The sequence below is a fragment of the Mesorhizobium sp. M0854 genome (genome assembly GCF_040319815.1).
In the GTDB taxonomy this organism is placed as follows: Bacteria; Pseudomonadota; Alphaproteobacteria; order Rhizobiales; family Rhizobiaceae; genus Mesorhizobium.
On sequence record NZ_JAMYOL010000005.1, the window covers coordinates 198,452 to 224,802 of the forward strand.

Annotated in this window: 25 protein-coding genes and 1 tRNA gene; 10 read left to right on the forward strand and 16 right to left on the reverse strand. The window is 61.2% G+C overall.

Annotated features, from left to right (window positions below; genetic code table 11):
• Nucleotides 1–15: 15 nt before the first annotated feature.
• From NKH99_RS11570 to NKH99_RS11605, 8 genes are all read right to left on the reverse strand, one after another.
• Complete coding sequence (locus tag NKH99_RS11570) at nt 16–1,083, reverse strand: BMP family ABC transporter substrate-binding protein (RefSeq protein ID WP_352542018.1); 1,068 nt, start codon at nt 1,081–1,083, stop codon at nt 16–18.
• 47 nt (nt 1,084–1,130) lie between these two features.
• Nucleotides 1,131–2,105 carry an ABC transporter permease gene (locus NKH99_RS11575; RefSeq protein ID WP_352448916.1) on the reverse strand — a complete coding sequence of 325 codons (975 nt, stop codon included), beginning with the start codon at nt 2,103–2,105 and terminating at the stop codon, nt 1,131–1,133.
• Entirely contained in the window at nt 2,105–3,217 is a 1,113-nt protein-coding gene (locus tag NKH99_RS11580) for an ABC transporter permease (protein ID WP_352448966.1), read from the reverse strand. The genes NKH99_RS11575 and NKH99_RS11580 overlap by 1 nt, the downstream gene beginning before the upstream one ends.
• The gene (locus tag NKH99_RS11585) at nt 3,214–4,806 is read right to left on the reverse strand and encodes an ABC transporter ATP-binding protein (RefSeq protein ID WP_502900027.1); all 1,593 of its coding nucleotides are present in this window, start codon (nt 4,804–4,806) and stop codon (nt 3,214–3,216) included. The genes NKH99_RS11580 and NKH99_RS11585 overlap by 4 nt, the downstream gene beginning before the upstream one ends.
• Before the next feature lie 152 nt (nt 4,807–4,958).
• Nucleotides 4,959–5,936: a quinone oxidoreductase family protein gene (locus NKH99_RS11590; protein ID WP_353014097.1), complete on the reverse strand. Its 978-nt coding sequence runs from the start codon at nt 5,934–5,936 to the stop codon at nt 4,959–4,961.
• A gap of 18 nt (nt 5,937–5,954) precedes the next feature.
• Entirely contained in the window at nt 5,955–6,731 is a 777-nt protein-coding gene (gene pcsA / locus NKH99_RS11595; protein ID WP_502900034.1) for a phosphatidylcholine synthase, read from the reverse strand.
• A 35-nt stretch (nt 6,732–6,766) separates the two neighbouring features.
• A complete protein-coding gene (locus NKH99_RS11600) occupies nt 6,767–7,381 on the reverse strand; it encodes a DUF1326 domain-containing protein (RefSeq protein ID WP_353014101.1) in 615 nt (204 codons plus the stop codon).
• 14 nt (nt 7,382–7,395) lie between these two features.
• Entirely contained in the window at nt 7,396–8,292 is an 897-nt protein-coding gene (locus tag NKH99_RS11605) for a DUF2182 domain-containing protein (RefSeq protein ID WP_353014103.1), read from the reverse strand.
• Nucleotides 8,293–8,395: 103 nt separating this feature from the next.
• Here NKH99_RS11605 and NKH99_RS11610 point away from each other — a divergent pair, with 103 nt between their 5' ends.
• Entirely contained in the window at nt 8,396–9,604 is a 1,209-nt protein-coding gene (locus NKH99_RS11610; RefSeq protein WP_353014105.1) for a UbiH/UbiF family hydroxylase, read from the forward strand.
• A 221-nt stretch (nt 9,605–9,825) separates the two neighbouring features.
• Nucleotides 9,826–10,149, forward strand: coding sequence for a heat shock protein HspQ (hspQ, locus tag NKH99_RS11615; protein WP_023675043.1), 324 nt, complete (start codon nt 9,826–9,828; stop codon nt 10,147–10,149).
• A gap of 124 nt (nt 10,150–10,273) precedes the next feature.
• Here hspQ and NKH99_RS11620 read toward each other — a convergent pair whose 3' ends face one another.
• On the reverse strand, nt 10,274–10,903 hold the full coding sequence (locus tag NKH99_RS11620; RefSeq protein ID WP_352448908.1) for an invasion associated locus B family protein: 630 nt from the start codon (nt 10,901–10,903) through the stop codon (nt 10,274–10,276).
• A 264-nt stretch (nt 10,904–11,167) separates the two neighbouring features.
• Here NKH99_RS11620 and NKH99_RS11625 point away from each other — a divergent pair, with 264 nt between their 5' ends.
• Both NKH99_RS11625 and NKH99_RS11630 read left to right on the forward strand, forming a co-directional pair.
• Nucleotides 11,168–12,955, forward strand: coding sequence for an extracellular solute-binding protein (locus NKH99_RS11625; RefSeq protein WP_502900035.1), 1,788 nt, complete (start codon nt 11,168–11,170; stop codon nt 12,953–12,955).
• A 23-nt stretch (nt 12,956–12,978) separates the two neighbouring features.
• On the forward strand, nt 12,979–13,656 hold the full coding sequence (locus NKH99_RS11630) for a DsbA family oxidoreductase (protein ID WP_353014109.1): 678 nt from the start codon (nt 12,979–12,981) through the stop codon (nt 13,654–13,656).
• Nucleotides 13,657–13,662: 6 nt separating this feature from the next.
• Here NKH99_RS11630 and NKH99_RS11635 read toward each other — a convergent pair whose 3' ends face one another.
• Nucleotides 13,663–14,097, reverse strand: coding sequence for a hypothetical protein (locus tag NKH99_RS11635; protein WP_352448905.1), 435 nt, complete (start codon nt 14,095–14,097; stop codon nt 13,663–13,665).
• Between the two features lie 629 nt (nt 14,098–14,726).
• Here NKH99_RS11635 and NKH99_RS11640 point away from each other — a divergent pair.
• Together NKH99_RS11640 and mgtE are read left to right on the forward strand one after the other, a co-directional pair.
• Entirely contained in the window at nt 14,727–16,616 is a 1,890-nt protein-coding gene (locus tag NKH99_RS11640) for an ABC transporter ATP-binding protein/permease (RefSeq protein WP_353014111.1), read from the forward strand.
• 271 nt (nt 16,617–16,887) lie between these two features.
• Nucleotides 16,888–18,252 carry a magnesium transporter gene (mgtE, locus tag NKH99_RS11645; protein ID WP_353014113.1) on the forward strand — a complete coding sequence of 455 codons (1,365 nt, stop codon included), beginning with the start codon at nt 16,888–16,890 and terminating at the stop codon, nt 18,250–18,252.
• Between the two features lie 57 nt (nt 18,253–18,309).
• Here the strand turns inward: mgtE and gor are convergent, their stop codons facing one another.
• The 3 genes from gor to rpiA form a co-directional block, all read right to left on the reverse strand.
• A complete protein-coding gene (gene gor, locus NKH99_RS11650) occupies nt 18,310–19,698 on the reverse strand; it encodes a glutathione-disulfide reductase (protein ID WP_353014115.1) in 1,389 nt (462 codons plus the stop codon).
• 117 nt (nt 19,699–19,815) lie between these two features.
• Entirely contained in the window at nt 19,816–20,394 is a 579-nt protein-coding gene (locus NKH99_RS11655; RefSeq protein ID WP_353014117.1) for a DUF2059 domain-containing protein, read from the reverse strand.
• Nucleotides 20,381–21,112 (reverse strand): ribose-5-phosphate isomerase RpiA, encoded by a 732-nt coding sequence (gene rpiA, locus NKH99_RS11660; RefSeq protein ID WP_023675034.1) that lies wholly within the window; start codon nt 21,110–21,112, stop codon nt 20,381–20,383. Before rpiA ends, NKH99_RS11655 begins: the two co-directional genes overlap by 14 nt.
• 144 nt (nt 21,113–21,256) lie before the next feature.
• Here rpiA and NKH99_RS11665 point away from each other — a divergent pair, with 144 nt between their 5' ends.
• Nucleotides 21,257–21,940: a phosphoglycolate phosphatase gene (locus tag NKH99_RS11665; protein WP_353014119.1), complete on the forward strand. Its 684-nt coding sequence runs from the start codon at nt 21,257–21,259 to the stop codon at nt 21,938–21,940.
• Between the two features lie 103 nt (nt 21,941–22,043).
• Nucleotides 22,044–22,118 (forward strand) — tRNA-Val (locus NKH99_RS11670).
• A 34-nt stretch (nt 22,119–22,152) separates the two neighbouring features.
• On the opposite strand, the gene NKH99_RS11675 is transcribed toward NKH99_RS11670, so the two are convergent.
• Complete coding sequence (locus NKH99_RS11675) at nt 22,153–22,365, reverse strand: hypothetical protein (RefSeq protein ID WP_023717618.1); 213 nt, start codon at nt 22,363–22,365, stop codon at nt 22,153–22,155.
• A 258-nt stretch (nt 22,366–22,623) separates the two neighbouring features.
• Here NKH99_RS11675 and NKH99_RS11680 point away from each other — a divergent pair, with 258 nt between their 5' ends.
• A complete protein-coding gene (locus NKH99_RS11680) occupies nt 22,624–22,875 on the forward strand; it encodes a PepSY domain-containing protein (RefSeq protein ID WP_023675031.1) in 252 nt (83 codons plus the stop codon).
• Nucleotides 22,876–23,002: 127 nt separating this feature from the next.
• Complete coding sequence (locus tag NKH99_RS11685) at nt 23,003–23,479, forward strand: hypothetical protein (protein WP_352774143.1); 477 nt, start codon at nt 23,003–23,005, stop codon at nt 23,477–23,479.
• Between the two features lie 11 nt (nt 23,480–23,490).
• Here the strand turns inward: NKH99_RS11685 and NKH99_RS11690 are convergent, their stop codons facing one another.
• Together NKH99_RS11690 and NKH99_RS11695 are read right to left on the reverse strand one after the other, a co-directional pair.
• Entirely contained in the window at nt 23,491–25,383 is a 1,893-nt protein-coding gene (locus NKH99_RS11690; protein WP_353014121.1) for a L,D-transpeptidase family protein, read from the reverse strand.
• A 220-nt stretch (nt 25,384–25,603) separates the two neighbouring features.
• Nucleotides 25,604–26,350: a 3-oxoacyl-ACP reductase family protein gene (locus tag NKH99_RS11695; RefSeq protein WP_352815580.1), complete on the reverse strand. Its 747-nt coding sequence runs from the start codon at nt 26,348–26,350 to the stop codon at nt 25,604–25,606.
• Nucleotide 26,351 lies beyond the last annotated feature (1 nt).

Genomic DNA, 26,351 nt, shown 5'->3' on the forward strand with positions numbered 1-26,351 from the left:
TATGTTTCCGACCGCCTACTGCGGCAGCTTGTCGTCGACGCCCTTCACGTAGAAATTCATGCCGAGCAACGTGGCGTCGTCGGCGACCTCGCCCTCCTTCAGCCAAGGTGTGCCGTCCTGCTTGGCGATCGGCCCGGTGAAGGGGTTCCAGCCGTCGGCGATCTTCTTGGTGGTGGCTTCGGCCATCGCCTTGACGTCGTCGGGCATGTTGGTGAACGGCGCCAGCTTGACGGCGCCGTCCTTAATGCCGAGCCAGACATTGTCTGGCTTCCAGGTGCCGTCGAGCGCCGCCTGGACCCGGCTGATGTAGTAGGGACCCCACTCGTCGGTCAGCGCGGTCAGCTGCGCGTGCGGCGCGAACTTGATCATGTCGGAGGACTGCCCGAAGCCGTGCAGCTTGCGCTCCTCCGCCACCTGCAAGGCAGCGGTCGAGTCGGTGTGCTGGACGACGATATCGGCGCCCTGGTCGAACAATGCCTTGGCAGCATCGGCCTCCTTGCCCGGATCGAACCAGGAGTTCACCCACACGATCTTCGCCTTGAAGTTCGGGTTGATCGACTGTGCGCCGAGCATAAAGGAATTTATGCCCATCACCACTTCCGGGATCGGGAAGGAAACGATGTAGCCGGCGACGCCCGACTTCGATTGCTTGGCGGCGATCTGGCCAAGCACGTAGCGGCCTTCGTAGAAACGCGCATTGTAGATGCCGAGATTTTCGGCCGTCTTGTAGCCGGTGGCGTGCTCGAACATCACCTTGGGGAATTTCTTGGCGATCTTCACTTCCGGGTCCATGAAGCCGAAGGACGTGCCGAAAATGATCTTGCATCCCTCGCGCGCCAGGCGCTCGAAGGCGCGGTCGGCATCGGGGCCTTCGGAGACGTTTTCGAGATAGGCGGTCTCGACTTTGTCGCCGAGTGCCTTTTCCACCTCGAGGCGGCCTTGGTCGTGCTGGTAGGAGTAGCCGAAATCGCCGATCGGGCCGGTGTAGACCCAGCACGCCTTCAGCTTGTCCGCCGCCTCGGCTGATGCCGCCAGCGACAATGCGGCCGTCGCCGCCATCAGGGCAATAAGCAGTTTTTTCATTGTGTTACCTCTCTGAGTTAAGCCTTGGAGCTTCCGTCTTTTTGTTGTCAACGATCCGGAACGAATGGCTGGCCCAAGGAGGCCGGCGTGTTCATCATCGTCAAACGCTTGTTGCGCGAGATTAGAACGAGAACCACGACGGTTGCCAGATAGGGCAGCGAAGAAAGCAGTTGCGAGGGAAACGATTTTAAGAACGCAATTAACTTGTAGAGCAACCAGGGCGCATCGACGAAGTCCTGCAGATTTATGGCTTGGACGTGAAGCTGGCCAACCCAGATCGCGCCGAAAATATAGGCGCCGGCCAGCACCCGCCATGGCCGCCAGGAGGCGAAGACGACCAGAGCCAGCGCGATCCAGCCGCGGCCGGCGGTCATGTTCTCCACCCATTGCGGTGTGTAGACCAGCGATAGGTGACCGCCGGCGAGGCCGGCACAAGCGCCGCCGAAAATCACTGAGAGATAGCGGTAGCGGATGACATGGATGCCAAGCGCATGGGCGGATGCATGGCTGTCGCCGATCGAGCGCAGCGTGAGCCCGGTGCGGGTCTTGAACAGGAACCACATGACGGCGGCGGTCAGCGCGATCGAGATGTAGAAGATTGGATCCTGGCCGAACAGCAGCCTGCCAACGACCGGGATTGCGGTCAGGCCGGGAATATCGAGGTTTGGCAGCCTTTCGCCGGGCTGGCCGACAAAATTCGTTCCCATCATGCCGGAAAGGCCGAGGCCGAGCAGTGTCAGCGACAGGCCGGTGGCCACCTGATTGGTGGCCAGCGACAGCGTCATGACGGCGAACAGCAGCGAGAACACTGCTCCCATGGTGATTGCCGCCAATAGCCCTATCCAAGGCGAGCCGGTGAGATAGCCGGCGCCGAAACCACCGACGGCACCCATGATCATCATTCCTTCGACGCCGAGATTGAGCACACCCGAACGTTCGACCACTAGTTCGCCGATCGCCGCGATCAGCAGCGGCGTCGCCGCCGTAGCGATGGTCAAGAGGATGTTGACGGTGATGTCCATCAGCGGGCTTCCTCCAGCTTCGGCCCTGCCTCAAGCTTCGGCGCGGAAAAGCCGGTCAGGCGAATGCGGTAATGGATGAGCGTGTCGCAGCCGAGCACGAAGAACAAAAGCATGCCCTGGAACACGCGCGCCACCTTGTCGGAGATGCCGAGCGCGCTTTGCACTGCCTCGCCGCCCAGATAGGTCAGCGCCAGCACAAGGCCTGCGGCGACGATGCCGAGCGGATTGAGCCGGCCGAGAAATGCCACGATGATAGCGGTAAATCCGTAGCCGGGCGAGATCACCGGCTGCAATTGTCCGATGGCTCCCGAGACCTCCGAAATCCCTGCAAGTCCGGCCAGTGCGCCCGACAGCAGGAAGGCGAAGAAGACCATGCGGTTAAGGCCAAACCCGGCGAAGCGCCCTGCCCTCGGGCTTGAGCCGAGCACGCGGACCTCGAAGCCTTTCAGCATACGACTCATCAGGATCCAGATCAGTATCGCCGCGATCAGCGCGAAGACAAATCCCCAGTTTGCCCGGCCGGATTCCGGGAGGAGTTCCGGCAGTATCGCCGAATCGTTGAACTGGATGGTCTGCGGGAAACCATGACCCTGCGGATCGCGCCACGGCCCGCGTACGAGCCAATCGAGGAAGAGCTGGGCGACATAGACCAGCATCAGGCTGGTCAGGATCTCGTTGGTGTTGAAGCGCGTCTTCAGCAGTGCCGGGATTGCAGCATAGGCGGCCCCACCGACCATGCCGAGCAGAAGCATCAGCGGCAGCACCAATGGGCCTTCGAACTGCGGAAACAGCACGGGGATGATCGAGCCGACAATGCCGCCCAGGATGAACTGGCCTTCGGCGCCGATGTTCCAGATGTTGGCCTTGTAGCAGACTGACAGTCCGACCGCGATCAGGATCAGGGGGGCGGCCTTGATCGCCAGCTCATGCAATTGCCAGACCTGGCTGATCGGTTCGATGAAGTAGATGCGGAACGCGGTCAACGGGTTGACGCCGAGCAGCGCGAACATGATGGCACCGGCAATGATCGTCAAAACGAAAGCGATGAAAGGCGAGAGTGCCGAAAACAGCATCGAGCGCTGCGGGCGTTTTACAAGTTCGAGGCGCATCAGGCCGTCTCCAGCTTATGTTCGGCATGACCGGGTTCGGCGCCGCCCATCAGCAGCCCGATTTTCTCGAATGTCGCTTCAGCTATCGGCAGCGGCTTCGACAGTTCGCCATTGTGCATGACCGTGATCGCATCGGAAATCTCGAACAGCTCGTCGAGGTCCTGGCTGATCACCAGCACCGCCGAGCCGCTGCGCGCCAGTTCGATCAGGGCCTGGCGGATGTGGGCCGCCGCACCCGCGTCGACCCCCCAGGTCGGCTGATTGACCACCAAGACGCTGGGCCGGCGGTCGAGTTCGCGGCCAACGATGAATTTCTGCAGATTGCCGCCCGAAAGAGCCGCAGCCTCCGGATCCGGCGCGCTCTTGCGCACGTCCATTGCCTTTATGATGCGCTGGGCAGCGGTATAGATCGCATCGCCCTTGACCATTCCACCGGCGCCGACAAACATCTTGCCATCGGTGGCGTGGCGCGACAGAAGCAGGTTCTCCGAAAGCTTCATGCGCGGTGCTGCGCCATGGCCGAGCCGCTCTTCCGGGACGAAGGCAGCGCCCATCAGACGCCTGCCGGTGATGGTGAGGCCGCCGGCATCCTTGCCGCGGATGCGGACCGAGCCGGCATCCGCCTGCAGCACCTCGCCGGAAACGGATTCGAAGAATTCGCCCTGGCCGTTGCCGGCGACACCGGCAATGCCGATCACCTCGCCGGCGCGGACTTCAAGATTGATGTTCCTGAGCGGGATCGAGAACGGGGTCGCCGGCTTGCGGGTGAGTTCGCGGATTTGAAGCAGCACCGGCGCGGTCTCGATACCCTCGGCCGGCGCCCGCACCACGGCCAGCACCTCGTTGCCGACCATCATCCGCGCCAACGAAGACGCGGTTTCCTGGCGCGGATTGCAATGGCCGACCACCTTGCCGTGACGCAGCACGGTGGCGCGGTCGCAGATCCGTTTGACCTCTTCCAGCCGGTGCGAAATGTAGAGGATGGACTTTCCTTCCGAACGCAGCCGTTCGAGCGTCTCGAACAACTTATCGGCCTCCTGCGGCGTCAGCACCGAAGTTGGTTCGTCGAGGATGATAAGTTGCGGCGTCTGCAGCAGGCAGCGGATGATTTCGATGCGCTGACGCTCGCCGACCGACAGATCACCGACCAGCGATAGCGGATCGAGAGGCAGGCCGTAACTGTAGGAGAGCGCCCTCGCCTTGGCCGCGATCGTACTGATCGGCGAGCCGTCATCCAGCGACAGCGCGATGTTCTCCGCCGCCGTCAGCGCTTCGAACAGGGAAAAATGCTGGAAAACCATGCCGATGCCGAGCTTTTTTGCGGTCCCGGGGCTGGTGATCCTGACCGCCTGGCCATTCCAGAAAATCTCGCCGGAATTCGGTTCCAGCGATCCAAACAGCATTTTCACCAAGGTCGACTTGCCGGCGCCGTTCTCGCCAAGCAACGCATGGATCTCGCCCTTGGCGATGTTGAGATCGACATGGTCGCACGCCGTCAACGTGCCGAATATCTTTGTGAGGCCGCGAACCTCAAGCAGGTTTGCGCCGTCCTGATCTGCACTCACGGTGCCTCCATCTGGTTTGCCAGACATGTTCTGTGTTCCCGCAAGCATCGTATGCGCGGGCTGCTCTCTACGGTAAGCGCCTCACGACTTGAAAGAGCTTCAAGAATTTCAGCGGAAACTCAAGCGGTAAAAAGCAGTTCGCAAGAACGGCGGCGTCGGCGGCCCGAAACGGCGGGCACCTAAGGGATAAGTATTGTTGTCCCGGTGGTCCGGCGCCCTTCGAGATCGGAATGCGCTTTGCCGGCCTCGCTGAGCGCGTAACGCTGGTTGATCTTGATCTTGACGGCGCCGCTGAGCACCACGTCGAACAAGGCGGCGGCGGAAGCCTCGAGGTCCTCGCGCCTGGCATTATAGACGAACAGCGTCGGCCGCGTTGCGAACAGCGAGCCCTTCTGCGCCAGCAACGAGATGCTGAAGGGCGGAATCGGCCCAGACGATTGACCGAAGCTGACGAAAGTGCCGAGCGGCCGCAGGCAATCGAGCGAGGCTGGAAATGTGTCGTTGCCGACTGAATCGTAGACAACGTCGCATTTCTTGCCACCGGTGATAGCGGCAACGCCGGCCACGAAATCCTGTTCGCGATAGTTGATCACGTGGTCGAAGCCATGCGCCTCGGCGAGCTCGATCTTGTCGGTGGAACTCGCCGTGCCGATCACTGTCGCGCCAAGATGCTTGGCCCATTGGCCGAGGATCAGCCCGACACCGCCGGCCGCCGCATGAAACAGGATCGTGTCGCCGGCTTTCACCTTGAATGTACGGCGCAACAGATATTCGGCGGTCATGCCCTTTAGCATCATGGCTGCGGCCTGTTCGTCACTGATGCCGTCCGGCACCTTCACCACGCGGTCGGCGGCGATCACGCGCTGCCCGGCATAGGCGCCGGTCGTCACGGCGTAGGCGATGCGATCGCCGGGTTTGAGCCAGTCGACATCCGAGCCGACATCCAAGACCACGCCGGCCGCCTCGCCGCCGGGGATCAGCGGAAATCCGCCCTGCGGCGGATAAAGGCCAGAGCGATAATAGACGTCGATGAAATTGAGACCGATCGCGGTATGCTTGACCAGGATCTGTCCCGAGCCCGGCTGCCCGGGATCGGCATCCTCATAGGTCAGGACCTCCGGGCCGCCATGGGCATGGATGCGGATCGCTTTGGACATTTTCTGGCTCTCTTGGGATCAGGCATTCTTATCCGGCTTGGCGCCGAGATTTGTGAAGAACTGCATGATAGCGCCGATGCAAGCGAGGTAAAGCCCGGTGACCGTAATCCCGATCTTGATGAAATCGCTGACCTGCTCGCCCAGCACGCCGATCTGGTCGTAGAAGGAGGCAAGTGCGGCCTGCGCCAGCGCCAGCGCGCCGAAAGCGCACCAAAGCAGCGTCATGCCGAGATTGATTGGCCGCAGCCGCTTCACCCGCACCGGATGGATGAAATTGATCGGCACGAAGGTGAGAATGCCGGCCACCACGACCACGGCGAAAGAAACCCATTGTCCGGGCTCGATGACGAACAGCGTGAACACCACCATGTTCCAGACGACCGGAAAGCCCTTGAAGAAATTCTCCTTCGTCTTCATGCCGGTATCGGCATAGTAGATTGCGCTCGACACCACGATGATTGCCGCCGACAGGAACGACAGGCGCTCGCCCATGAAGCCGCGCTGATAGAGCGCGAAGGCCGGAATCAACACGTAGGTCACGTAGTCGATGATGTTGTCGAGCAGTTCGCCCGACCAAGTCGGCAGGATTTCCTTGACATCGAGCTTCCTGGCGATCGGCCCGTCGATGCCGTCGACGAAGAGCGCCAGCCCCAGCCACCAGAACATCGCCGTCCAGCGCTGCTCGCTTGCTGCCACCAGCGACAGAAACGCCAGGAATGAGCCCGACGCGGTCAAGAGATGGACCGAGAACGCCCGCGCCTGAGGCCATGTGACTTTCTTCTTCGGCCGCGGAATCCGGTCGGCGATTTTCCTGGCCGTCGTCTTCTTGCTCACGGGCCCCGCCAGTCCAGCTTGCAGATTTCGGCCGAACGGCCAGCAAAGTTCCAGTTGCGGCCAAAGGCCCGCATTTTGCTCTTGTCGGATTTGGCGACGATGATTTCCGGCGCAATCCAGTATTCCGAATTGCTGATGACCGTATCCTTGTCGCGATCCTTGCTGGTGATTGGCGTCACCGCACCATCGATGATCTTCGGTATCTGAAAGATGCGTGTTTTCTCACGCGTCTCGTAGGTGATCGGCACCTGCTCGGCACCGAGGAACTGTCCGACCAGGATGGAGAGCAGCGATGTGGTTCCACCGGCCTTGCCGGTGAATATCTTCGTCAGTCCCTTCATAGCGTAAACCGAGGCGCGCTTGTCGATGAACAGGCCCGCCGTCCAGTTGCCGCGGCTCATATAACCGGGGATTTCCATGACCAGCCCAAGATTGAGGCCGGACAGGTCGACCTCGCCGAAATGGCCGGCATCGATCCGGAACCCCGCCCAGGTTTGGCAATAGCCTTCCGTAGGCGGATGATTGCCGAGCGACAGAACGCAAGGGCAAAAAACCGTGCAATTGCAGGAAAGGATGAGCTCTCCCTTCATTGCCCAGTTTTGATCTGTCATCGAATTCTCCCCCCTCATGCCGAGACTACTAGTAGCGCGGCTGCCCAGACAAGCAGTATCGCACCGCCCAACCGCGTCGGCAGATTGCCTGCCGTCTGTTTTTCGACCAGGCTGAACAAGCCGATCAGCGCCATCCAGAACACGTTCATCACACCGACGGCAAACATTACCAGCATCAGCGCCCAGCAGCATCCAAGGCACCACAGGCCCTGCCCCATACCGAGCCGGAAAATGCGAATGGGCCTGGCGCTCCAGTTGGCGAACAGGACCGAGAACGGATTTCTGCACTTCTCCAGACAGGCTTCCTTCAGCCAGCTGAACTGATAGAGACCAGCGATCGACAGCGCGGCTGCTCCGGCAATTCCAAGCAGCGGATCGAGCATCTGCCCGGATGACACGAATGCATGGACTGCGAGCGTCAGGGCAGCGAATATTGCCGAGGCGGCAAGCCAGACACTCAAATATCCAGCGATAAGGATCAGCGGATGGGCAACGGGTTCCCCCTTGATCCTGGCGGTATCTGCGATCTCGCAATAGGTGCGGATCATCGGCGCCGCGGAGGGCAGCATGGTCGCGATGGCCATCAACAGCCACATCGCGGTGAGTGCCCCGCCTTGCGCGCCTACGCTTGCGCGAAGCGGCGCCGGCGCAAGGCAAAGGGCGAAGAAACGCGCAAGGAAATCCGGCAGCGGCAGTTGCGGCAGGTTCCCCAGCATCGTGTCGCCGGGTGCATCGGTGCCCGGGAGCCGGCTTACGGCACCACGAACTGCCATTGCGCCGAGAAGGAGCCAGGCAAGGGCGATGCCCATGCCGGCAACGACGCTCACCGTCAGTCGAGGGCTGCGCGCAACGCTCGCCATCGCGCGGCCGGTGCCGTCGAGGTGGCTGAAATCGTCTTGTTGGCCGGTCATGGCAACCGAATGGGCCGAATCGCCGCGTTGATCAAGCCGCATCACCTGACCTATATGGACCAGCAGGTCGGACGGGCCTCACTTCGCAATCCGGAAGCCGAATTTGAACCATCGGGAAACAGCACGGATACTGGTCGCCGGCAGCGGCCCTGCGGGGCTGATCGCGGCGCTTGGCTTTGCCGAGGCGGGCTTTCCCGTGACGCTCGTCGGACCCGATGCAGCCGGCCCCGACGGCCGGACGACAGCCTTGATGAACCCTGCCCTGAAGATGTTCGAACGGCTAGGGATCTTCGACGGAATCAGGCCGCACGCAGCGCCGCTCAAGGTGATGCGTATCGTTGACGCAACCAACCGGCTGATCCGCAGCCCGACAGTGACCTTTCGCGCCAGCGAGATCAACGAAGAGCAATTCGGGCTGAACTTGCCCAACAGCGTTCTCAACCGCACGCTAGCCGAGGCTGTCGCGCATTCGGGCATCGAATGGCGAAAGTCGATGGTGGAGGCATGGCGCCTCGATGCCGACCATGCCCATGCCGTTCTCGCCGACGGCAGCGAGGTTGAGGCATCGTTGGCAGTTGCCGCCGATGGCCGTCAGTCGCAGGCCCGCGAGGCAGCCGGCATCCGCACCTCGATCCGATCCTATCCGCAGGCGGCGTTGGTGCTCAATTTCGGTCACCGCAGCGACCATGCCTTCACTTCGACCGAATTCCACACCGAGACCGGTCCGTTCACACAGGTTCCCCTGCCCGGCAACCGGTCCAGCCTTGTCTGGGTGCTCGAACCCGATATCGCCAAGGACCTTGCAGCACTCGACGACGCCGAGCTTTCGACGCGGGTCGAACAGCGAATGCAATCGATGTTGGGCCGCGTGTCGGTTGAGCCCGGCCGGCAGGTCTACCCACTTTCAGCGGTGAGCCCGTGGCGGTTTGCGCATCGCCGCGTGGCACTTGTCGGTGAAGCCGCCCACGTGTTTCCCCCAATTGGCGCGCAAGGCCTCAATCTCGGCATCCGGGACATCGACGACCTGATTGGTGCCGCAAGCAGAAACCGCTCGGACCCGGGCGCCGCCAAGGCGCTTGCAGCCTATGATTTCAAGCGGCGGCCGGACATTCTGGCGCGCAGCAGCGCGGTCAACCTGCTCAACATGTCGCTGCTTTCCGACATGCTGCCGGCCCAGCTGGTGCGCAGCGCTGGCCTGGGCGCGCTTGAGGGGTTTGCGCCGTTACGGGCGTTTTTCATGCGCGAGGGTCTTCGACCCGGCAGCGGTTTTGCGGCGTTTTTTGGCGGATTTCGAAAACCGGCTGAGCGATAGCGATCTTGGCCACCGCCCTTGATCCGCATCTCGCGATGCTCAACCCGGCATCAAGGGGATCGGGATTGAATTGACGCCGCGTCTGCGCCAAATAATGACGATGTCGACCTTAAGGTCTGGGCCAATCTTTGCCGGACCGGTGCGTAAGAATCTAAAGTCCTGGAGCGTTCCTTGCGTGTTCCGAGATGCGTGGCGTTCAAGAAGTTCAAGTGGTGAGTGCGATGAAGACAGCCAAATTCTCGATCGGACAGGTGGTTCGGCACCGGCTGTTTCCGTTCCGCGGCGTCATTTTCGACGTCGATCCGCAATTCGCCAATACTGACGAATGGTACGAGGCGATCCCCGCTGACGTGCGGCCGCGCAAGGACCAGCCTTTCTATCATCTGCTCGCCGAGAATTCCGAAACGGAATACATCGCCTATGTGTCCGAGCAGAATTTACTCGAGGACCGGTCGGGCGAACCGGTCCGGCATCCGCAGATTGGTGAAATGTTCGACAAGAAGCCGGACGGGCGCTACGAGCCGAAGCACCAATTGAGACATTGACTTAGCCGGGATCTGGCTGGGCTGGGACTGGTTTGAGACTTGGCTGAACGCGACAAACGGCCGGTCCAAACGAAAAAAGCGGGGTATGAGCCCCCGCTTTTTTGTTGGTTCGAAAACCCGTCGATCAGTTGGCGGCCTTCGCCTTTTCCTGCTCTTCCTTGAGCTTCTTGGCAAAGTCCTGATTGTTCTTGGCGACGAACTCCTGGAGCTTCTTCTGCCGGTCCTCGATGTCCGACTGCTGCAGCGGCGGGCCGTCGAAGGCGCCGCTGAAGCCGGTCAGCGCAATCTTGATCGGGTTCGGCTGGTTCTGGAAATTGACCGAGGTGAGCGTCAGCGCCGATCCCTTCTTGAAGGATGCGACAAGCTGATCGCTCAGCGGCACTTCCGCCACGCAGCGATCCGGAAAACAAATCACATAGTCGAGCTTCTGCGCCTTGCCGCCGTCGATCTGGAGGCCGATGCCGGGAGGAACGAGACGGCCGGTCGGAACCGTCACCTGGAACACCTTGCGGTTCACCTTGCCCTTCAATTCGATCAGGCTGACGCCGGTGATGAGCTGGCCGTTGCCGGCGGTGGTGATGTTCTGGACATTGCAGATGTCGACGTCTTCCTGCTTGGTGCAGGCCTTGAACCAGCCTTGCGGAATCTGCTGTTGCTGCTGCGCGGAAGCAGCGGGAATCCCGGCGCCCAGAATGCCGACCACGCCAGCGGCCATGACCGACAGGCGGTACGCGTTGCTGTTCAGGCTCGTCATGTCGTGCATTCCTCTCAAATGATCCCGGAACCGGCTTTTTTCATGCCGTGTGGTCCAGCTACCTGTTGCCGAAATGAGGCAACAGAATGACTTCGGACGGCGTGTTACACTGCAAGCGGTGCCGAATCCAGCCCGGGTCTCGCGAATCTTGGCCGAAGGATAGGCTCAAGGGGTTGGCCGGTGCACGACCGGCTCATGTATGCTGCGCATCGAATCGGGAAGGAGACGGTCATGGGCCGCGTTGTCGTTTGGCTGATCGCCGCAATGTTGTTTGTCGGCCTTTCCCTGCAGCCGGCCCTGTCGGAACCGAAGCACGCGCTTGCCATGCAGGGCGAGCCGGCGCTGCCGGCCGACTATAAGCATTTCAACTACGTCAACCCCGACGCGCCGAAAGGCGGCAGCATTACCTATTGCGTGGTCGGCAGCTTCGACAATCTCAATCCGTTCATCCTGAGAAGCCTGCGCACCACCGCGCGCGGCATGATGGATCAAGCCTTTGGCAATCTTGTCTTCGAGCCGTTGATGCAGCGCAACTACGACGAGGCCTTCAGTCTCTACGGCCTGCTCGCCGATACCGCCGACATGGATCCCGAGCGCAAGAGCATCGAATTCCACCTCGATCCCAACGCCAAATGGTCGGACGGCGAGCCGGTGACGCCGGAAGACGTGTTGTTTACCTATGACGTCTTCACCGAGAAGGGCCGCCCACCTTACAGCCAGCGAATGAAAGCGATTGCCAAGCTCGAAAAGACCGGCGACCGCAGTGTGCGCTTCACCTTCAACGACAAGGCCGACCGCGAATTTCCTTTGATCATTGCGCTGACGCCGATCATCCCGAAACACGCCTTCAACAAGGACACCTTCGACAGGACGACGCTAAAGCCGGTGATCGGCAGCGGGCCTTACACGGTGGCGCAAGTCGTGCCCGGTCAGCGCATCGTGTTCAAGCACAATCCGGACTATTGGGGCAAGGACGTGCCGTCCAAGCGCGGCTTCGACAATTACGACCAGATCACCATCGAATATTTCCTCAACGCCAACGCCAAACAGGAAGCGTTCAAGAAAGGCATCTGCGCCATTGACGACGACAGCGACCCGGTCAAACGCGAGCGCGATCTCGATTTTCCGGCCTTCCACAGGGGCGAGGTCATCGCCGAAACTTTCGATACCGGCATTCCGCCGGTGGTCAACGGTTTCCTGTTCAACACGCGGCTGCCGAAATTTTCCAATCCGGTCGTGCGGCGCGCGCTCGGCATGCTCTACGATTTCGAATGGGCCAACAAGAATCTGTTCGGCGGCAAATACACGCGCACGATGAGCTTTTGGCAGAATTCCGAGCTGTCCGCGCTCGGCCACCCGGCCAGCGAAAAGGAAAAGGCCCTGCTGGCCCCCTACCCCGGCCGCGTGCCCGCAGATGTCATGGACGGCACCTACAGGCCGCCCGTTACCGACGGCTCCGGCCAGGATCGCAAGGTGCTGAAGGCGGCATTCGAGCTGCTGAAGAGCGCGGGCTATACGGTGCAGGACGGCGCAATGCTCGATCCCGAGGGAAAGCCGTTCGGTTTCGAGATCCTGACCGCCTCGCAGGACGAAGAGCGACTTGCCGCTATCTATCAGCGCACCCTTGAGAAGCTCGGCATCGATGTCGGCATCCGCAGCCTCGACGGTGATCAGATCCAGTCGCGCAAGCAGCGTTTCGATTTCGAGGTGCTGGTCGGCTCGACCGGTTTCAACAACTCGCTGTCGCCCGGTATCGAGCAAACCGGGCGGTGGGGATCCGCTGCTGCCAAGGCCGAAGGCTCGTTCAACCTGGCGGGTGTCGCCGACCCCGCAGTGGATGCGGCGATCGAGGCGATGCTGAGAGCTCGTTCGAAGGAGGACTATGTAGCGGCCGTCCGCGTTCTCGACCGGCTGCTGATCTCCGGCAATTACATGGTGCCGACGCAGCACAACAACCAGCAATGGCTCGCTTATTGGAACTATCTGGAACATCCGCAAAAGACGCCCATATACGGTTATCAGTTGCCGACCTGGTGGCGCAAACCGAAGTGACCTCTTCACAACAGGAGATCAAGATGAACGACGAGAGCTCGATTACCGTCGATGTGGTCTCCGACGTCGTGTGTCCCTGGTGCTTTATCGGCCAGAAACGGCTCGACAAGGCGATTGCCGCCGTCGATATCGACGTTCACATACGCTGGCGGCCCTTCCAACTCGACCCAACAATCCCGCTCGAAGGCAAGAACCGCCGCGACTATATGGTGGCGAAATTCGGCAGCGAGCAACGCATCCGCGAAATCCATGCCCGGATCGAACCGCTGGGCGAGGCTGAAGGCATCTCCTTCGCATTCGACGCCATCAAGGTCGCGCCCAATACGCTGGATGCGCACCGTCTCATTCGCTGGGCCGGCACGGCCGGCGAGGCCATTCAGAACCGGCTGGTGCGCCGGCTGTTCCAGCTGAATTTCGAGGAAGGCGCCAATCTCGGCGATCATGCCGTGCTGATCGAAGCCGCCCGCGAGGCCGGCATGGATGCGTCCGTGGTCGAAACGCTTCTGCCGACCGACGCCGATGTAGAGGCCGTGCGCACCGAAATCGCCACCGCTTCGCGCATGGGCATATCGGGTGTGCCGTGCTTTCTGCTTGAAGGCAAATATGCGGTGATGGGTGCCCAGGACGCCGATACGCTCGCCGATGCACTCCGCCAGGTCGCCGCGGCCAAGGCACGCGGCGAACTGGAAACAGCGAACTGAGTCGGACTATTTCACGGTCACCTTGGCCTTGCTGACGAAAAAGCCATGGCCATGCTTGCCGGTGCAGGTCAATCCCTTGGTGGATGACTGGCAGGAAAATGGCCCCTTGCTCCACCTGTTGCCGTAGGCCAGCCTGGTGACGCCGCCGCAGCAGCCTTGCTCGCCCGGATTCTTGATCAGCGTCGCCGGGCCTTTCGGGCCGAGGATGATCGTGACGTAGCTGGGCTCGACGCGCGAACAACTCAGTTCCGGTCCGCCATCCTGCGGCTCGTAGGTGCTGGTGCCGCCCTTCGGCGTGTAGATGCAGCCAATATTGCCGGACGGCGTGTTGAACTCGATCTGTCCCTCGGCGTTTGCGGGAACGGCCTGGCTGCCGGCATATGTTTGCGGCAGCCAGGCGAACGTTGCGAGCATCGCCGCAAACAATGTCCGTGCAAGCATGAAGAACTTCCCCCCGGTTCAAACCTGGATGCGTCCGGCAGGTTCGATCCGCAGCGCATCATTGTCAAACGCAGTTTTGTTCGTACTCTAATAAAGCACGGTCTAATGGATGTTGGTCCGCATCCTGGACAGTGCCAGCGAAGTCATTGCTTGGCAGATTACGGGTTCCTGACATTGCGACTTCAACCACGAATCATACGGTCACTTTCTGGTCGCCGACGAGGTCGGAGCTGGCCGTGAAGGCGGTTCAGGCTGTGAAGATCGGCCGCTGGAAGGCGCTTCTATGTTCACAAAGCTGTGTGAAGACCTTCCCTTGGGGAAGATCTCTACTTGCTCGGGCGCAGGCAAGTAACTATTTGAAATTGCGTTGGTATTCCGCCCCTCGAAACGTGACGGCACAGCGCCGTGATTATTCATTCTGTTGCTCCACTGCAACGGCCGGCAAGCTAAGCCACCTGCGACTGGTGAAAAGCTAATGGAAAATGATCAATTGGTGTTACTGTCCGTAACAAAAGAAAAATCGTTTGGGCGGGATAGTGATTCGGGTCGATAGACCAACGCGACATTCAATATCGGAAAAATGGCTCCGCGGTGCCGCAAGGCCGTCGCCCCTGACGCCCGTATCGTCGATGCGCAGCTTCTGGGGACTGATGCGGGCCTACTGGTTCTCGGACCGGTGGGTGGAAGCCTGGACGCTCACCTTGGTAATAGGCTTGCTGACAGGGCTCTCCAGCAAAGCCGACGTCTGGTTTACCGTGGCGGCGGCTGAACTATATACCTCAATCGCTTTTTTTCACGACGCCGCGAATACCACGCCGCTCAAAACGCTGCTGACCAATGCCGGCCTGCTCGTGCTGCTGGTTGTGCTCAAGGACATGGGCATTACCAGTACATGCAAGTTTGTATCGGCGACATTGCATCGCAAATGGCGCGGCTGGCTAGATAGCCGCTTCAATGCGGCGCTACTCGACCCCAACCATTCACACTACCACGCCCAGCATGGCTCGTCCGGCACGGCAGCGCCCGACAACATCGACCAGCGCGTGCAGGAATCGATCAAGGACATGACAGGCGGCGCTATTGGGCTTGCCATGGGCGTATTCAGTGTCTTTACCTCGCTCTACTTTGTCGGTGGAGCTTTGTTGGCAAATTCTGTGGAGGTAAAAGGACTCGAGTTCCTCGGCAGCTACGGGAGTGTCGTGCTTGCTCTGCTGGCGGTCGCTCTCTACGTGCCGTTCAACACCTGGATCGCAGTCAAAATCGGCGGAATGCTGGAGTGGCTCAACATCAGGATGCAGAAGGCTGAAGGCAGCTATCGGGGCGAACTGATCACGTTATTGCGCCGCAGCTTTCATGTGGCGGCCTCGCAAGGCGAAGTCGTGCAGAAGACGATACATAGCCGGCTCTATCTCGACATCGATAGGACTTGGTCGAAGTTCAACATCGTCAACACCATCTATTCGGGATTCGAATCGGTCTATAACTTTGTCGGTGCCAAAATTGTCGCCTTCGGGCCTGGCCTTGTGCCGTTTATCCATAACGGCCTCGACCTCAAGGGTTACATAACAGGTTCCGAGCAGGTCAACGCGCTGATCAGCAAATGTTCGTGGTTCATCCATGTCATGCCAAGTCTTGCCACCTTGCGCGCCAACAGCTTGCGCGTCATTGAATTGGCGCAGGCGATCGAAAACGTCCAGCACCCGCAGGAATTCTATCAGCAGACCGGCCGCTCCGACTTCCGCTACGACCGCCAGAACCCGGTCTTCGGCCTGACCATCCAGAAGCTTGAACTGGCGCATCAGGGTGAGGATGCAACGCCCTTCCTGAGTGCCGCGAACTTGCGCTTCCGGCGTGGCGAGTGGACGTTCCTCAAGGGCGAATCCGGCTGTGGCAAGACCTCGCTGGTCAAGGCGATCAACGGCCTGTGGCCTTATGGCCGCGGCACCATCGTCTTCCCGGAAGGGGTCAAGAGTTTCTACGCCGCCCAGGAGGTGAAGCTGCAGCAGGTCTCGCTGAAGCAACTGGTCTGCCTGCCAGGTTCCGAGCATGATTACGTCGACATCCAGGTCGCCTCCGCCCTGCACAAGGCCGGTCTCGGCGACTTCATCGAGCATCTGGCCGATGAGAGCCGTGAAGGAAAGATCTGGGATCAGGTTCTCTCGGGTGGGCAGAAGCAGAAGCTGGTTGTCGCCCGCATCGTGCTGCAGCAGCCGGGATTGCTGTTCCTCGATGAAGCCACCGGCGCGCTCGACCCCGATGGACGGATCGCCTTCCACCAGGCGATCAAGGACAATTGCCCTGATGCAACCGTGATCTCGATCATGCATGAGGCGACGCCGCCGAGATCGCGCGCGGGCACCGAATTCTACCACAGCGTGGTTGCGATCGCCGACGGCGTCGCCACCAAGAAGCCGCTGGTTCCGAGCTTGCCGGTAGAGCTCACCACCATCCTCACGCAGCCGACGCGGCCGGCCGAGGACAAGTGGCTGCGCTTTCCCCGCCGGCTGAAGCAGAGATAGCTGCGGCACCATTGCCAGCGTCCAGCCAGCCAGCCACGTAGCCCGATCACAGTCTCGCGATCCAGTCGGTTTGCCGCCGTTTTAACCCGCTCTCGCGATTGACTCGGCAAGGCGCGCTCCTATGTTGCGCCGGCTTGCAGAATCTCAACTCGAACCCGCGAGCAGAAAGGTCACCGCGCCATGCCTGGCGACAGTCACAGTCGAACGCAACCGCCGTCCGCTTGACGTGACCTGACAGGCTCACGTCCTGCCGGACGGCAAGGAGTGAGCCATGAACGAGTTTTCCCCTGTCGCGGGCGGCGATGCCATCGCCATCGCTCGCGTACTTGCCAACGAACACGTCGCCGACATCGTCGAGGCCTTGAACCAGGAGCCCCGCGAGACGGCATCGGAGCTGCTTTGCGAAGTGCCGTTCGGGCGGCTGGTGGAGATCTTCGACCAGCCTGAACTCGACGGCGCATCCGAACTGGTCGAGGCGCTGCCCCGCATCAAGGCAGGCAGACTGCTTGCCGCCATGTCGGTCGATCGCGCCGCCGACATACTGCGCGATCTGAACGAGCCGGCTCGTTCCGAACTGCTTGGTGGCCTGGCGCCACCGCTGCGCGCGACGCTGCTTGCCATTCTCGGCTATCCCGAAGGCAGCGCCGCCTCGCTCATGACGACCGAATATGTCAGCGTGCCGCCGGACTGGAGCGTGGCCCGCACGCTGGATTATATCCGCAAGGTGGAGCGGACGCGCGAAACCGTCTACGCGATCTACATCGTCGATCCGCAAACGCATGTCCTGTTGCGCTCGACCAGCCTGCGTCGACTGATCGCTGGCGGGCCCGACGAGCTGATCATGGCAATCGCGCCGGATCGTGCGCCTATCACCGTTTCACCGCTGACCGATAGTGAAAAGGTTGCTCAGTTGATCTCGAAATATGATCTGCTCGCCGTTCCGGTCGTGGACAACGGCAAACTGCTCGGCATCGTTACCATCGACGATATTATCGACACGATGATCGACGAAACGACGGAGGATGTGCATCGTTTCGGCGGCATGGAGGCTCTCGACGAGCCCTATATGAAGATGGGCTTTCTGGCGATGATCCAGAAACGCGCCGGCTGGCTGTGCGCGCTGTTTATCAGCGAGATGCTGACCGCCAACGCGATGCAAAGTTACGAGGGCGAGCTGGAAAAGGCGATCGTGCTGACGCTATTTATTCCATTGATCATGAGCTCCGGCGGCAATTCCGGCTCGCAGGCGACCTCGCTGGTCATCCGGGCGCTAGCGCTGCGCGAGATCGGCCTTGGCGACTGGTGGCGGGTGGCATTGCGCGAGCTGCCCACCGGCCTGGTGCTTGGCTCGATTCTTGGCGTGGTGGGCGTCTGCCGCATCGCGCTCTGGCAGTATCTCGGCTTCTACGACTACGGCCCGCACTGGCCGCTGATCGCAATGACGATCGGCGCCACGCTGGTTGGTATCGTCACCTTCGGCTCGCTGTCTGGATCGATGCTGCCCTTCGCCCTGAAGCGCATCGGCTTCGACCCGGCCAGCGCATCGGCTCCGTTCGTCGCCACGCTGGTCGACGTCACCGGCTTGGTGATTTATTTTTCGGTTGCGCTGGTGATCCTGCGCGGAACGCTGCTGTAAGAAAACGCACGCACTTCCATCGCGGCAATTTCGTTGCCGCGATGGGTTGTTATCGCGTCAGACGCGCTCACCATCTCTCACCCGGTAAGTCGGCTTGTACATGGTGACGAGTTCTTCCGCGGCGGTCGGATGCACCGCCATGGTGCGATCGAAATCATCCTTGGTCAGGCCGGCCTTCAGCGGTATGCCGAGAAGCTGCGCCATTTCGCCGGCATCCGGCCCGAGAATGTGGGCGCCGAGGACCTTTTTCGAGGCGCCGTCGACGACCAGCTTCATCAGCATCTTTTCGTCGCGGCCGGAAAGTGTGTGCCGCATCGGCCGGAAGGTGGCGCGGTAGATTTCAACATCCGAAAAGCGCTTTACCGCCTCATCCTCCGACAGGCCGACCGTACCGATCTCGGGCTGCGAAAAGACGGCGGTAGCGATCGTGTCATGGTCGGGCGCCGTCGGCTTGTCCTTGAAGGCGGTCTCGACGAAGCACATCGCCTCGTGGATTGCCACCGGCGTCAATTGCACGCGATGCGTGACGTCACCGATTGCCCAGATGTTGTCGATGTTGGTGCGGGAGTATTCGTCGACGTGGATTGCCCCGGTTTTGGTCATCTCGATGCCGACGCCTTCCAGGCCCATGTTCTCGGTATTGGGAATGCGGCCGATGGCGAGCATGACCTGGTCGACCGTCAGCACCGTGCCGCCGGTGACAAGCGCGTCGAGCCGGCCGTCAGGCCGCTTCCTGACCCACTCGGACACGGCGTGGCAGAGGATTTTTATCCCCTTCTTTTCCATCGTTTCGTGCAGCACACGTCTGAGGTCCATGTCGAAACGGCTGAGGATCTCCTTGCCGCGGTAGACCAGCGTCGTGTCGACGCCGAGGCCGTGAAAGATGTTGGCGAATTCGACGGCGATATAGCCGCCGCCCTCGATCATGATTGCCTTCGGCAGTTCCTTGAGGTCGAAGGCCTCGTTGGAAAAGATGCAGTGCTCATGGCCGGGCAATGCCGGATGCGGCGCCGGTCGCCCGCCGGTAGCGATCAGGATCTGGTCGGCGGTAACGGTGCGATCCTCACCAAGAAGATGCACCACATGCCGATCGACCAGGATGGCGCGCGAATGAAAGACCTCGCCGCCGGCGCCCTGCACGTTCTTCTTGTAGATGGCCTCCAGCCTGCTGATTTCGCGGTCCTTGTTGGCGACCAGCGTCTGCCAGTCGAAACGCGCCTCAGGCACCGTCCAGCCATAACCGGCGGCGTCGGCGAAATGCTCGGGGAATTGCGAGGCGTAGACATAGAGCTTCTTCGGCACGCAGCCACGGATCACGCATGTGCCGCCATAGCGGTATTCCTCGGCAATGCCGACACGCTTGCCGAGTGCGGCCGCGACGCGCGCCGCCCTCACCCCGCCGGAGCCGCCGCCGATGACGAAAAGATCGTAGTCGTAACCGGCCATGCCTGAACTCCTTGCCCCTCAAACCCCGAGACAGGTAGGCTGCCGACTATCAAAAGAAAAGCCCGGATTTGCCGGGCTTTTGGTCCAGTGGCGTTCAGGCGGCTCGGAAGTCCGCAATCAATTCGGTGTAGCTTCCGCGGGAGCTGCGCCATCGGCCGGAGCGGTACCGTCGGCAGGTGCAGCCGGCGCCTTGGCATTCGCCGCTGCACCCAGGGTCTCGCCGACCTGCTGGGCGAGATCGCGAGCCAGGCCGTTCTGCCAGATCTCGGCAGCCTTCACCAGTTCGCGCGTCACGATCGGGCCGTTGTCGAGCAGCTTCTTGCCGGAATCGGAATTGTAGAAGGCGGCGATTTCATTGAGTTCCTTTTCCGAGAACACCTTTGCATAGGCGAGCGCCGCTTCCTTTTCCAGGTCGGCGCGGCGCGATGCCAAGGCCATCGCCTTCTCGTTGATCGTCTTGGCGATCAGTTCCTGCATGTCCGGGTTCTTCTGGATCATCTGCTGCTCCAGTGCCGCGGCTGCTTGCGGCAGGATGCTGTCGAACGTATCCGTCGCATGGATCGCCGCGACGGCGGCGCGCGCCGCCTTCAAATGCGCATCGGTGACGTCCTGCGAAAACGCAGGCGACGAAAACGCGAAAACGGCCGAGGCCGCCAGAATGGCAAAAAAGCGGCCAACCCGGTTATGCAACATCATGATCGGTAAAACTCCCTGATTTTCGGGCGGCATGGACGGTTTGAATGCCGTCGCCGCCGGCTATGATGGCCGTTGATGCCAGCCCGATGAAAAGACCATGCTCGACCACGCCCGGAATGGCGTGGAGAGCATTCGAAAGCGCTCTTGTATCCGGAATGCGGCCAAAAGATGCATCGAGGATAAAATGGCCGCCGTCTGTAACAAATGGCTGGCTCCCCGTCATCCTCAATGTAACAGGGCCGGAAAGGCCAAGGTTTGCAGCCGCCGCGCCGACCGCAATTTCGGTGGCGCGCAGGCCAAACCGGTTGACTTCGATGGGCAGCGGAAAACGGCCGATCATCTCGACCATCTTGGAGCTGTCGGCGATGACGATCATGCGGGCGGAGGCCGCCGCGACGATCTTTTCGCGCAGCAGCGCACCGCCGCCGCCCTTGACCAACGTCAGCGCCGGATCGATCTCGTCGGCGCCGTCGATGGTGAGGTCGAGCTCGGGGGTTTGCTCGAGGGTGGACAGCGGCACACCAAGCTCGGTGCAAAGGACGGCGGTGCGCTCCGAGGTCGGCACGCCGATGACAGTCAGGCCGGTGGCGACCTTGTCTGCGAGCAGCCGCACGAACTCGTCCGCCGTCGTGCCGGTGCCGATGCCGAGCCGCATGCCATCCGTGACATGGGCAAGCGCTGCCCGCGCGGCCTCAACCTTCAATTGCCTCGCATCCATGCTGGGTCCCGAGATTTGTTTCGGCGCTCGTAGCATTTTTGCCGGGCTGGTCAAAGGACCTTGCCCGCGGTGGATAAGCCGTCTTGCCTGAACGGGCCGCAGCGGTTATCGCCTGCCGGCAATCAAATCGTCACAGGACAGGCCATGACCCGACCGATCATCGTGTTCGACCTCGACGGGACGCTGATCGACACGGCGCCGGACCTGCTCGACAGTCTCAACCACAGCCTTGCCGCCAGCCAGCTCGCGGCCGTCGACGAAGCCGGCTTCAAGCGCTTCGTCGGCCATGGCGGCCGGGTGATGATCGAGCGTGCTCACGCAGCGCAGCACAGGTCGCTGGCAGTGGAGGAGCACGACCGCCTGCTCAAGCTGTTTCTGGACCATTACACCGTTAACATCCCCGGCAAATCGCGCCCCTACCCTGGCGTCCCCGAGGCGATCGCACGGTTCGAGGCAGCCGGTTACCTGCTGGCCATCTGCACTAATAAATACGAGGCCAATTCGGTGGCGCTGATCGAGGCGCTCGGTATGACCGGGCATTTCGCGGCGATCTGCGGTCAGGATAGTTTTCCGTTCCGCAAGCCCGACCCGCGCCATCTCACGCAGACCATCGCGCGCGCCGGTGGCGACCCGCACCGTGCACTGATGGTCGGTGATTCGCAGACCGACATCGACACGGCGAAAGCCGCCGGGATTCCGGTGGTGGCAGTCGATTTCGGCTACACAGACCGCCATGTGCGAGAGTTCGAGCCGTCGGCGGTAATCTCGCATTTCGATTCGCTGACGCTCGATCTGGCACAAAGACTGATGGCCGCGGCAGAGGGCTGAAAGCCGGTCATCGGGCGGACCGCCAAATGCCGACCGACAAGTGGTTGACTTAGCTGGCCGGCCTCCCTTATATCGCGGCGCGCTTGGCCCTCGGGCAACGAGCGGGCGATTAGCTCAGCGGGAGAGCACACCCTTCACACGGGTGGGGTCGCAGGTTCAATCCCTGCATCGCCCACCATCTGCTTTCCTGAATCAATTCCAAGCCGGAGCGGCTAGCAGCTGCAGGTCGCCCCCTCGCCGCCAAAATTCTTTTGGGCGAAATTCAAAGCGCTGCTGTAGCTCGTATAGCTCTGGAACTGGCAAACGTTGGAGCCGGCCCGCACCTTCATCTGCTCGATATCCCAGAACGAAACCTCGATGCGGTCGTCGGCGCAATAGACCGTATAGCGTTCAGGTTCCAGCGCCTCGGCTTTCTGGACAGGCATCGAAATGGCCGGAATGGAAAATATGAAAAGTACAAATATGATGGCATGATGCATTTGCATGTAGCCCCCCCGAATGACCGCCGGCACTATTATGGCCGCGATGTTGAGGCGACGCATCATGATTTTAAGCGACCTGCCTTTCTTTCGGCGGCCATAAATCAGGTACGGCCGGCGCCTCCTTGTAGCGCAACGCTCCGCGATCCCGGAACAAACCTGCATGGAAACGAGTTTCTGCTCATCGAAATGTGAGGGAAAGCCATGTCCAGACTTGTTTTGGCGGCCGCCGTGCTGCTTGTCGGCGGATCGGCCTTTGCCGCGGACGAAAATCCGGTGCCGCCGCAGAATGCCAAGAAGCTGTCGGAAATCATCGCCAAGGTCGAGCAGCGCGACGACTTCCGCTACATCAAGGAAATCGATTGGGACAGCGATGGCTACACCGTCATTTATTACACGAGCGACAAGGCCAAAGTTGAAATCACCTATGATCCGGTGACAGCCGCGCCGAAATGAAGCTGGCCGCCAACGGTCCAGATTCTAAAAAATGGCGCGCCTCGAAGGCCCCCGGCCTTCGGCACACGCTTGCGTAGACATGACTTTGATGGCTGACTGGGTGCTATCATTGCGCGCGGGGGTGGGCATGGCGACGGTAAAGCACGTATTGAAACGCTTTCTGATGATGCTCGCGGGTTATTTCATAGCGGTACTGGTTGGGCTGATCGCGGTGGCGGCGATCTATGGCGGGCTGAGTTCGCTGCCAAATGCGCCGAATTATTTCGACGTCATGGGTGTCACCCCCATTGCGGTGCTGCTGTTGCCGCCGCTCGGCATGTTCATCTATTTTCTGACGATCGTGCTGACCGGCCTGCAGACGCTGATCTTCGCACTGATTGCCGAGTTTTTCTCGCTGCGCAGTTTTTGGCTGCACATGGTCTTCGGCGCGGCGGCCGCTGTTGGCGGCTTCGCCTTGATCTGGCCCAGTGTACCGGATGACACGAACCCGGAGCGCTGGGCCGATATCGGCATCATTGCCGCCGCAGGCATTGTCGCGGGCCTGGTCTATTGGCTCATCGCCGGACGCGATGCCGGTTTCCGGCGCCCACTGTTTCAGCGCTAGAACCGCATTCGTCAGCTTGCCGGCGAACGCACCGCTTCCGTGCTGTCGAGCGCCTGCTGCAGCCTTGTATCGCGGCCGTAGACGTCGTTGAAATATTCGACCTTGCCGGACAGGTCCGGCCACGCGGTGAAATAGGCGACATAGACCGGGATCTTGCGTGTCACGTCCTCGGTCGAATGTCCGTGTTTCAGTTTGTCCTCGATGTAGTCGATCGAGGTGCCGAGCACGGCAGCGGCCATGCCGCGCGGATCCTGCAAGCGAACGCAGCCATGGCTGAGCGCACGCATGTCGCGCTGGAAAAACGACTTCTGCGGCGTATCGTGCATGTAGATTGCATGCTTGTTGGGGAACAGTATCTTCAGCTCGCCCAGCGCATTGGCCTCGCTTGGCAGCTGGCGCACGCCGTAGGGTATCTTTGCGCCGTAGGCGCCCCAATTGACCGAGGACGAGGGAATGCGCTTGCCGCGGGCATCGACCACCTCGTAGCCGGCGCGGTCGAGATAGCCAGGATCCCGGCGCAGCCGCGGCAGCATCTCGTTGACCAGGATCGACTGCGGCACGCCCCAATAGGGATGGAAGTCGACCTGCTCTATCTGGTCATAGAAGAAAGCAGTCTGGTTGGTGGGCCTGCCAACCACGGCGCGGGTCTTCAGCTTCTCCTCGCCATCATCGATATAGCTCGCGGTGAAAGCCGGCTGGTTGATGAAGACGCGCGGGCTGCCAAGGTCGGAAGGCAACCATCGCAACTCTTCGAGCGCAACCCGAACCTTCTGAACTTTGTCGGCCTTGGACGTTCCGGCCAACGATGCAACGGTACGCGGGCCGATGACGCCGTCGCCTTTCATGCCGGCCCGTTTCTGCACCGCCTTGATCACCGGCACCAGCTCCGGATCGTAGACCTCGCTGGTAGCGAGCCTCGCCAGGACCTCGCCATAGGCGCCGCCCATCTCGTCATCGAGATTGCGCGCGATCTTTGTCAAAAGCTTCGGCAGCTCGGGGCTGGTCTGCCCCGGCTTCAACAGCAGATCGGGATCGATGGTGATTTCGTCTTCGGCGCTGGCCTGGAGCGCTTCCAGTTCGACGCGCAGCGCCTGATACTCGGAATTCTGTGGATGCCGTGACTCGAGATAAGTGCGCACTTGCTGGGTATGGGCCAGCGTCTTCAGCACCCCTTCCATGTCGAGCGGCTTCGGCGGAAAATCGTAGTAGCCGGTCATGCGGTTGGGATCGACGCGGCCGCTTTGTGCGTCACGAGCGTAGCGCAGGACACGCGCCGACAGCGCCATCTCGAAGCGGACCAGCTCTTTCAGGCGTTCATCGACATTGCCCGCCGATGTGCCTGCTGCCGGAACTTCGACGGTGTAGTCGGCGGGCGTCAGGCCGTAGCTCGCGGCCTCGCCCAGCACCCGCACGGCATCCTGGGCACGGCTGCTGGGACTGGTTCCCGCCACCCAGATGAAATCCGGATTGGCCGAGTAATAGGCGATCAGCGCCTTGGCGATGTCCTTCTCGGCGTAGAGGTCATAGCCGTCGAGGCCGGCAATGGCTTCGCGGAATGCAGCCCCGGTGGCCGCCGGCTCGAAAGCAGCGTCCTGAGGCGTTGCTGGTTCAGGCGCTGCCGACAGTGCCGAAAAATCGACGCGCACCAGCGGATCGCTCTTGTAGGTATAATAGGACGGGCTGCTGATTTGCGCACCACCACCGGAAGCGGCCGGCGCCTTGGGCTTCGGCTTGTATTTTGACGGTGGCGGCGGAAAGTCACTTTTCGGCGGTGCGTGTTTGACGCCGCCGCCGAAAAGCATGTCGAAGAACCCTTGCGCTTCAGCCTTCGGCGCCCCGAAGGCCAGCATTGCCGCGGCCACCGCAAACGGCAGCACGGTTGCTTTGTTTCCAAGGACTTTCATGGATCACCCGCTCCGGTTGAACCGGATCCCGTTCCGCACCGCTTTCACGGTCTCGCCCACCCCATGGCGGATGTAAGGCGTGACTACACTGATTCATACTGATTTCGTTAAGCTTTCATAAATTTCGGAACGTCTGTTGCAGAACGGTTTCACAACGTCGTGACGGGGGGAGCGAATCCGCCGTCGCTCCCGACCAATGGTAGTGCCCGTGAGCCAAACCTCAAGCGTTGGCGCCGCCGTCGATGGTCAATGCAGCGCCTGTCACGAAGCGCCCTTCGGGGCCGGCAAGCCAGGCGACCATGCCGGCGATCTCGTCGGCCGTGCCGAAGCGAGGCATCGCCATCTTCTGACGCTGATGCTCGGCGTGCGGGCCGGCTGCCGGATTCATGTCGGTATCCGTCGACCCCGGATGGACGACATTGGCGGTGATGCCGCGCGGACCGAGATCGCGTGCAAAGGCCTTGGTCAGGCCAACCAAGGCAGCCTTGCTGGCCGAATAGGCGCTCAGGCCGGCGTCCGTGGCACGCTCGGCCAGATTGCTGCCGATCGAGATGATCCGGCCACCCTCGCCCATATGCGCTGCTGCCGCCTTGGCGGCGACGAACGGGGCTCTGAGGTTGACCTCCATCGTCTCGTCGAAATCGGCAAGCGACAGGGCATCGATCGGCGCAGCGCGCCAGATGCCGGCGCTGTTGACCAGGATGTCGAGCCGTCCGAAGGCTGTTGCTGCCTCATCGACTGCCGCCTCGATCGCCCCAGCATCGCGATTGTCGGCCTTGATGGCAAAGGCCCGGCCGCCGGCCGCCTCGATTTCCCTGACCACCGCACACGCCCCTTCCTCGCCATTCACATAGGTGATCGCCACGCCTGCCCCGTCGGCCGCGAGCCTTCTTGCGATCGCCGCACCAATGCCGCGGCTGCCGCCGGTGACGAGGGCGGCCTTGCCGTTCAAGCTTCTGGATGACATC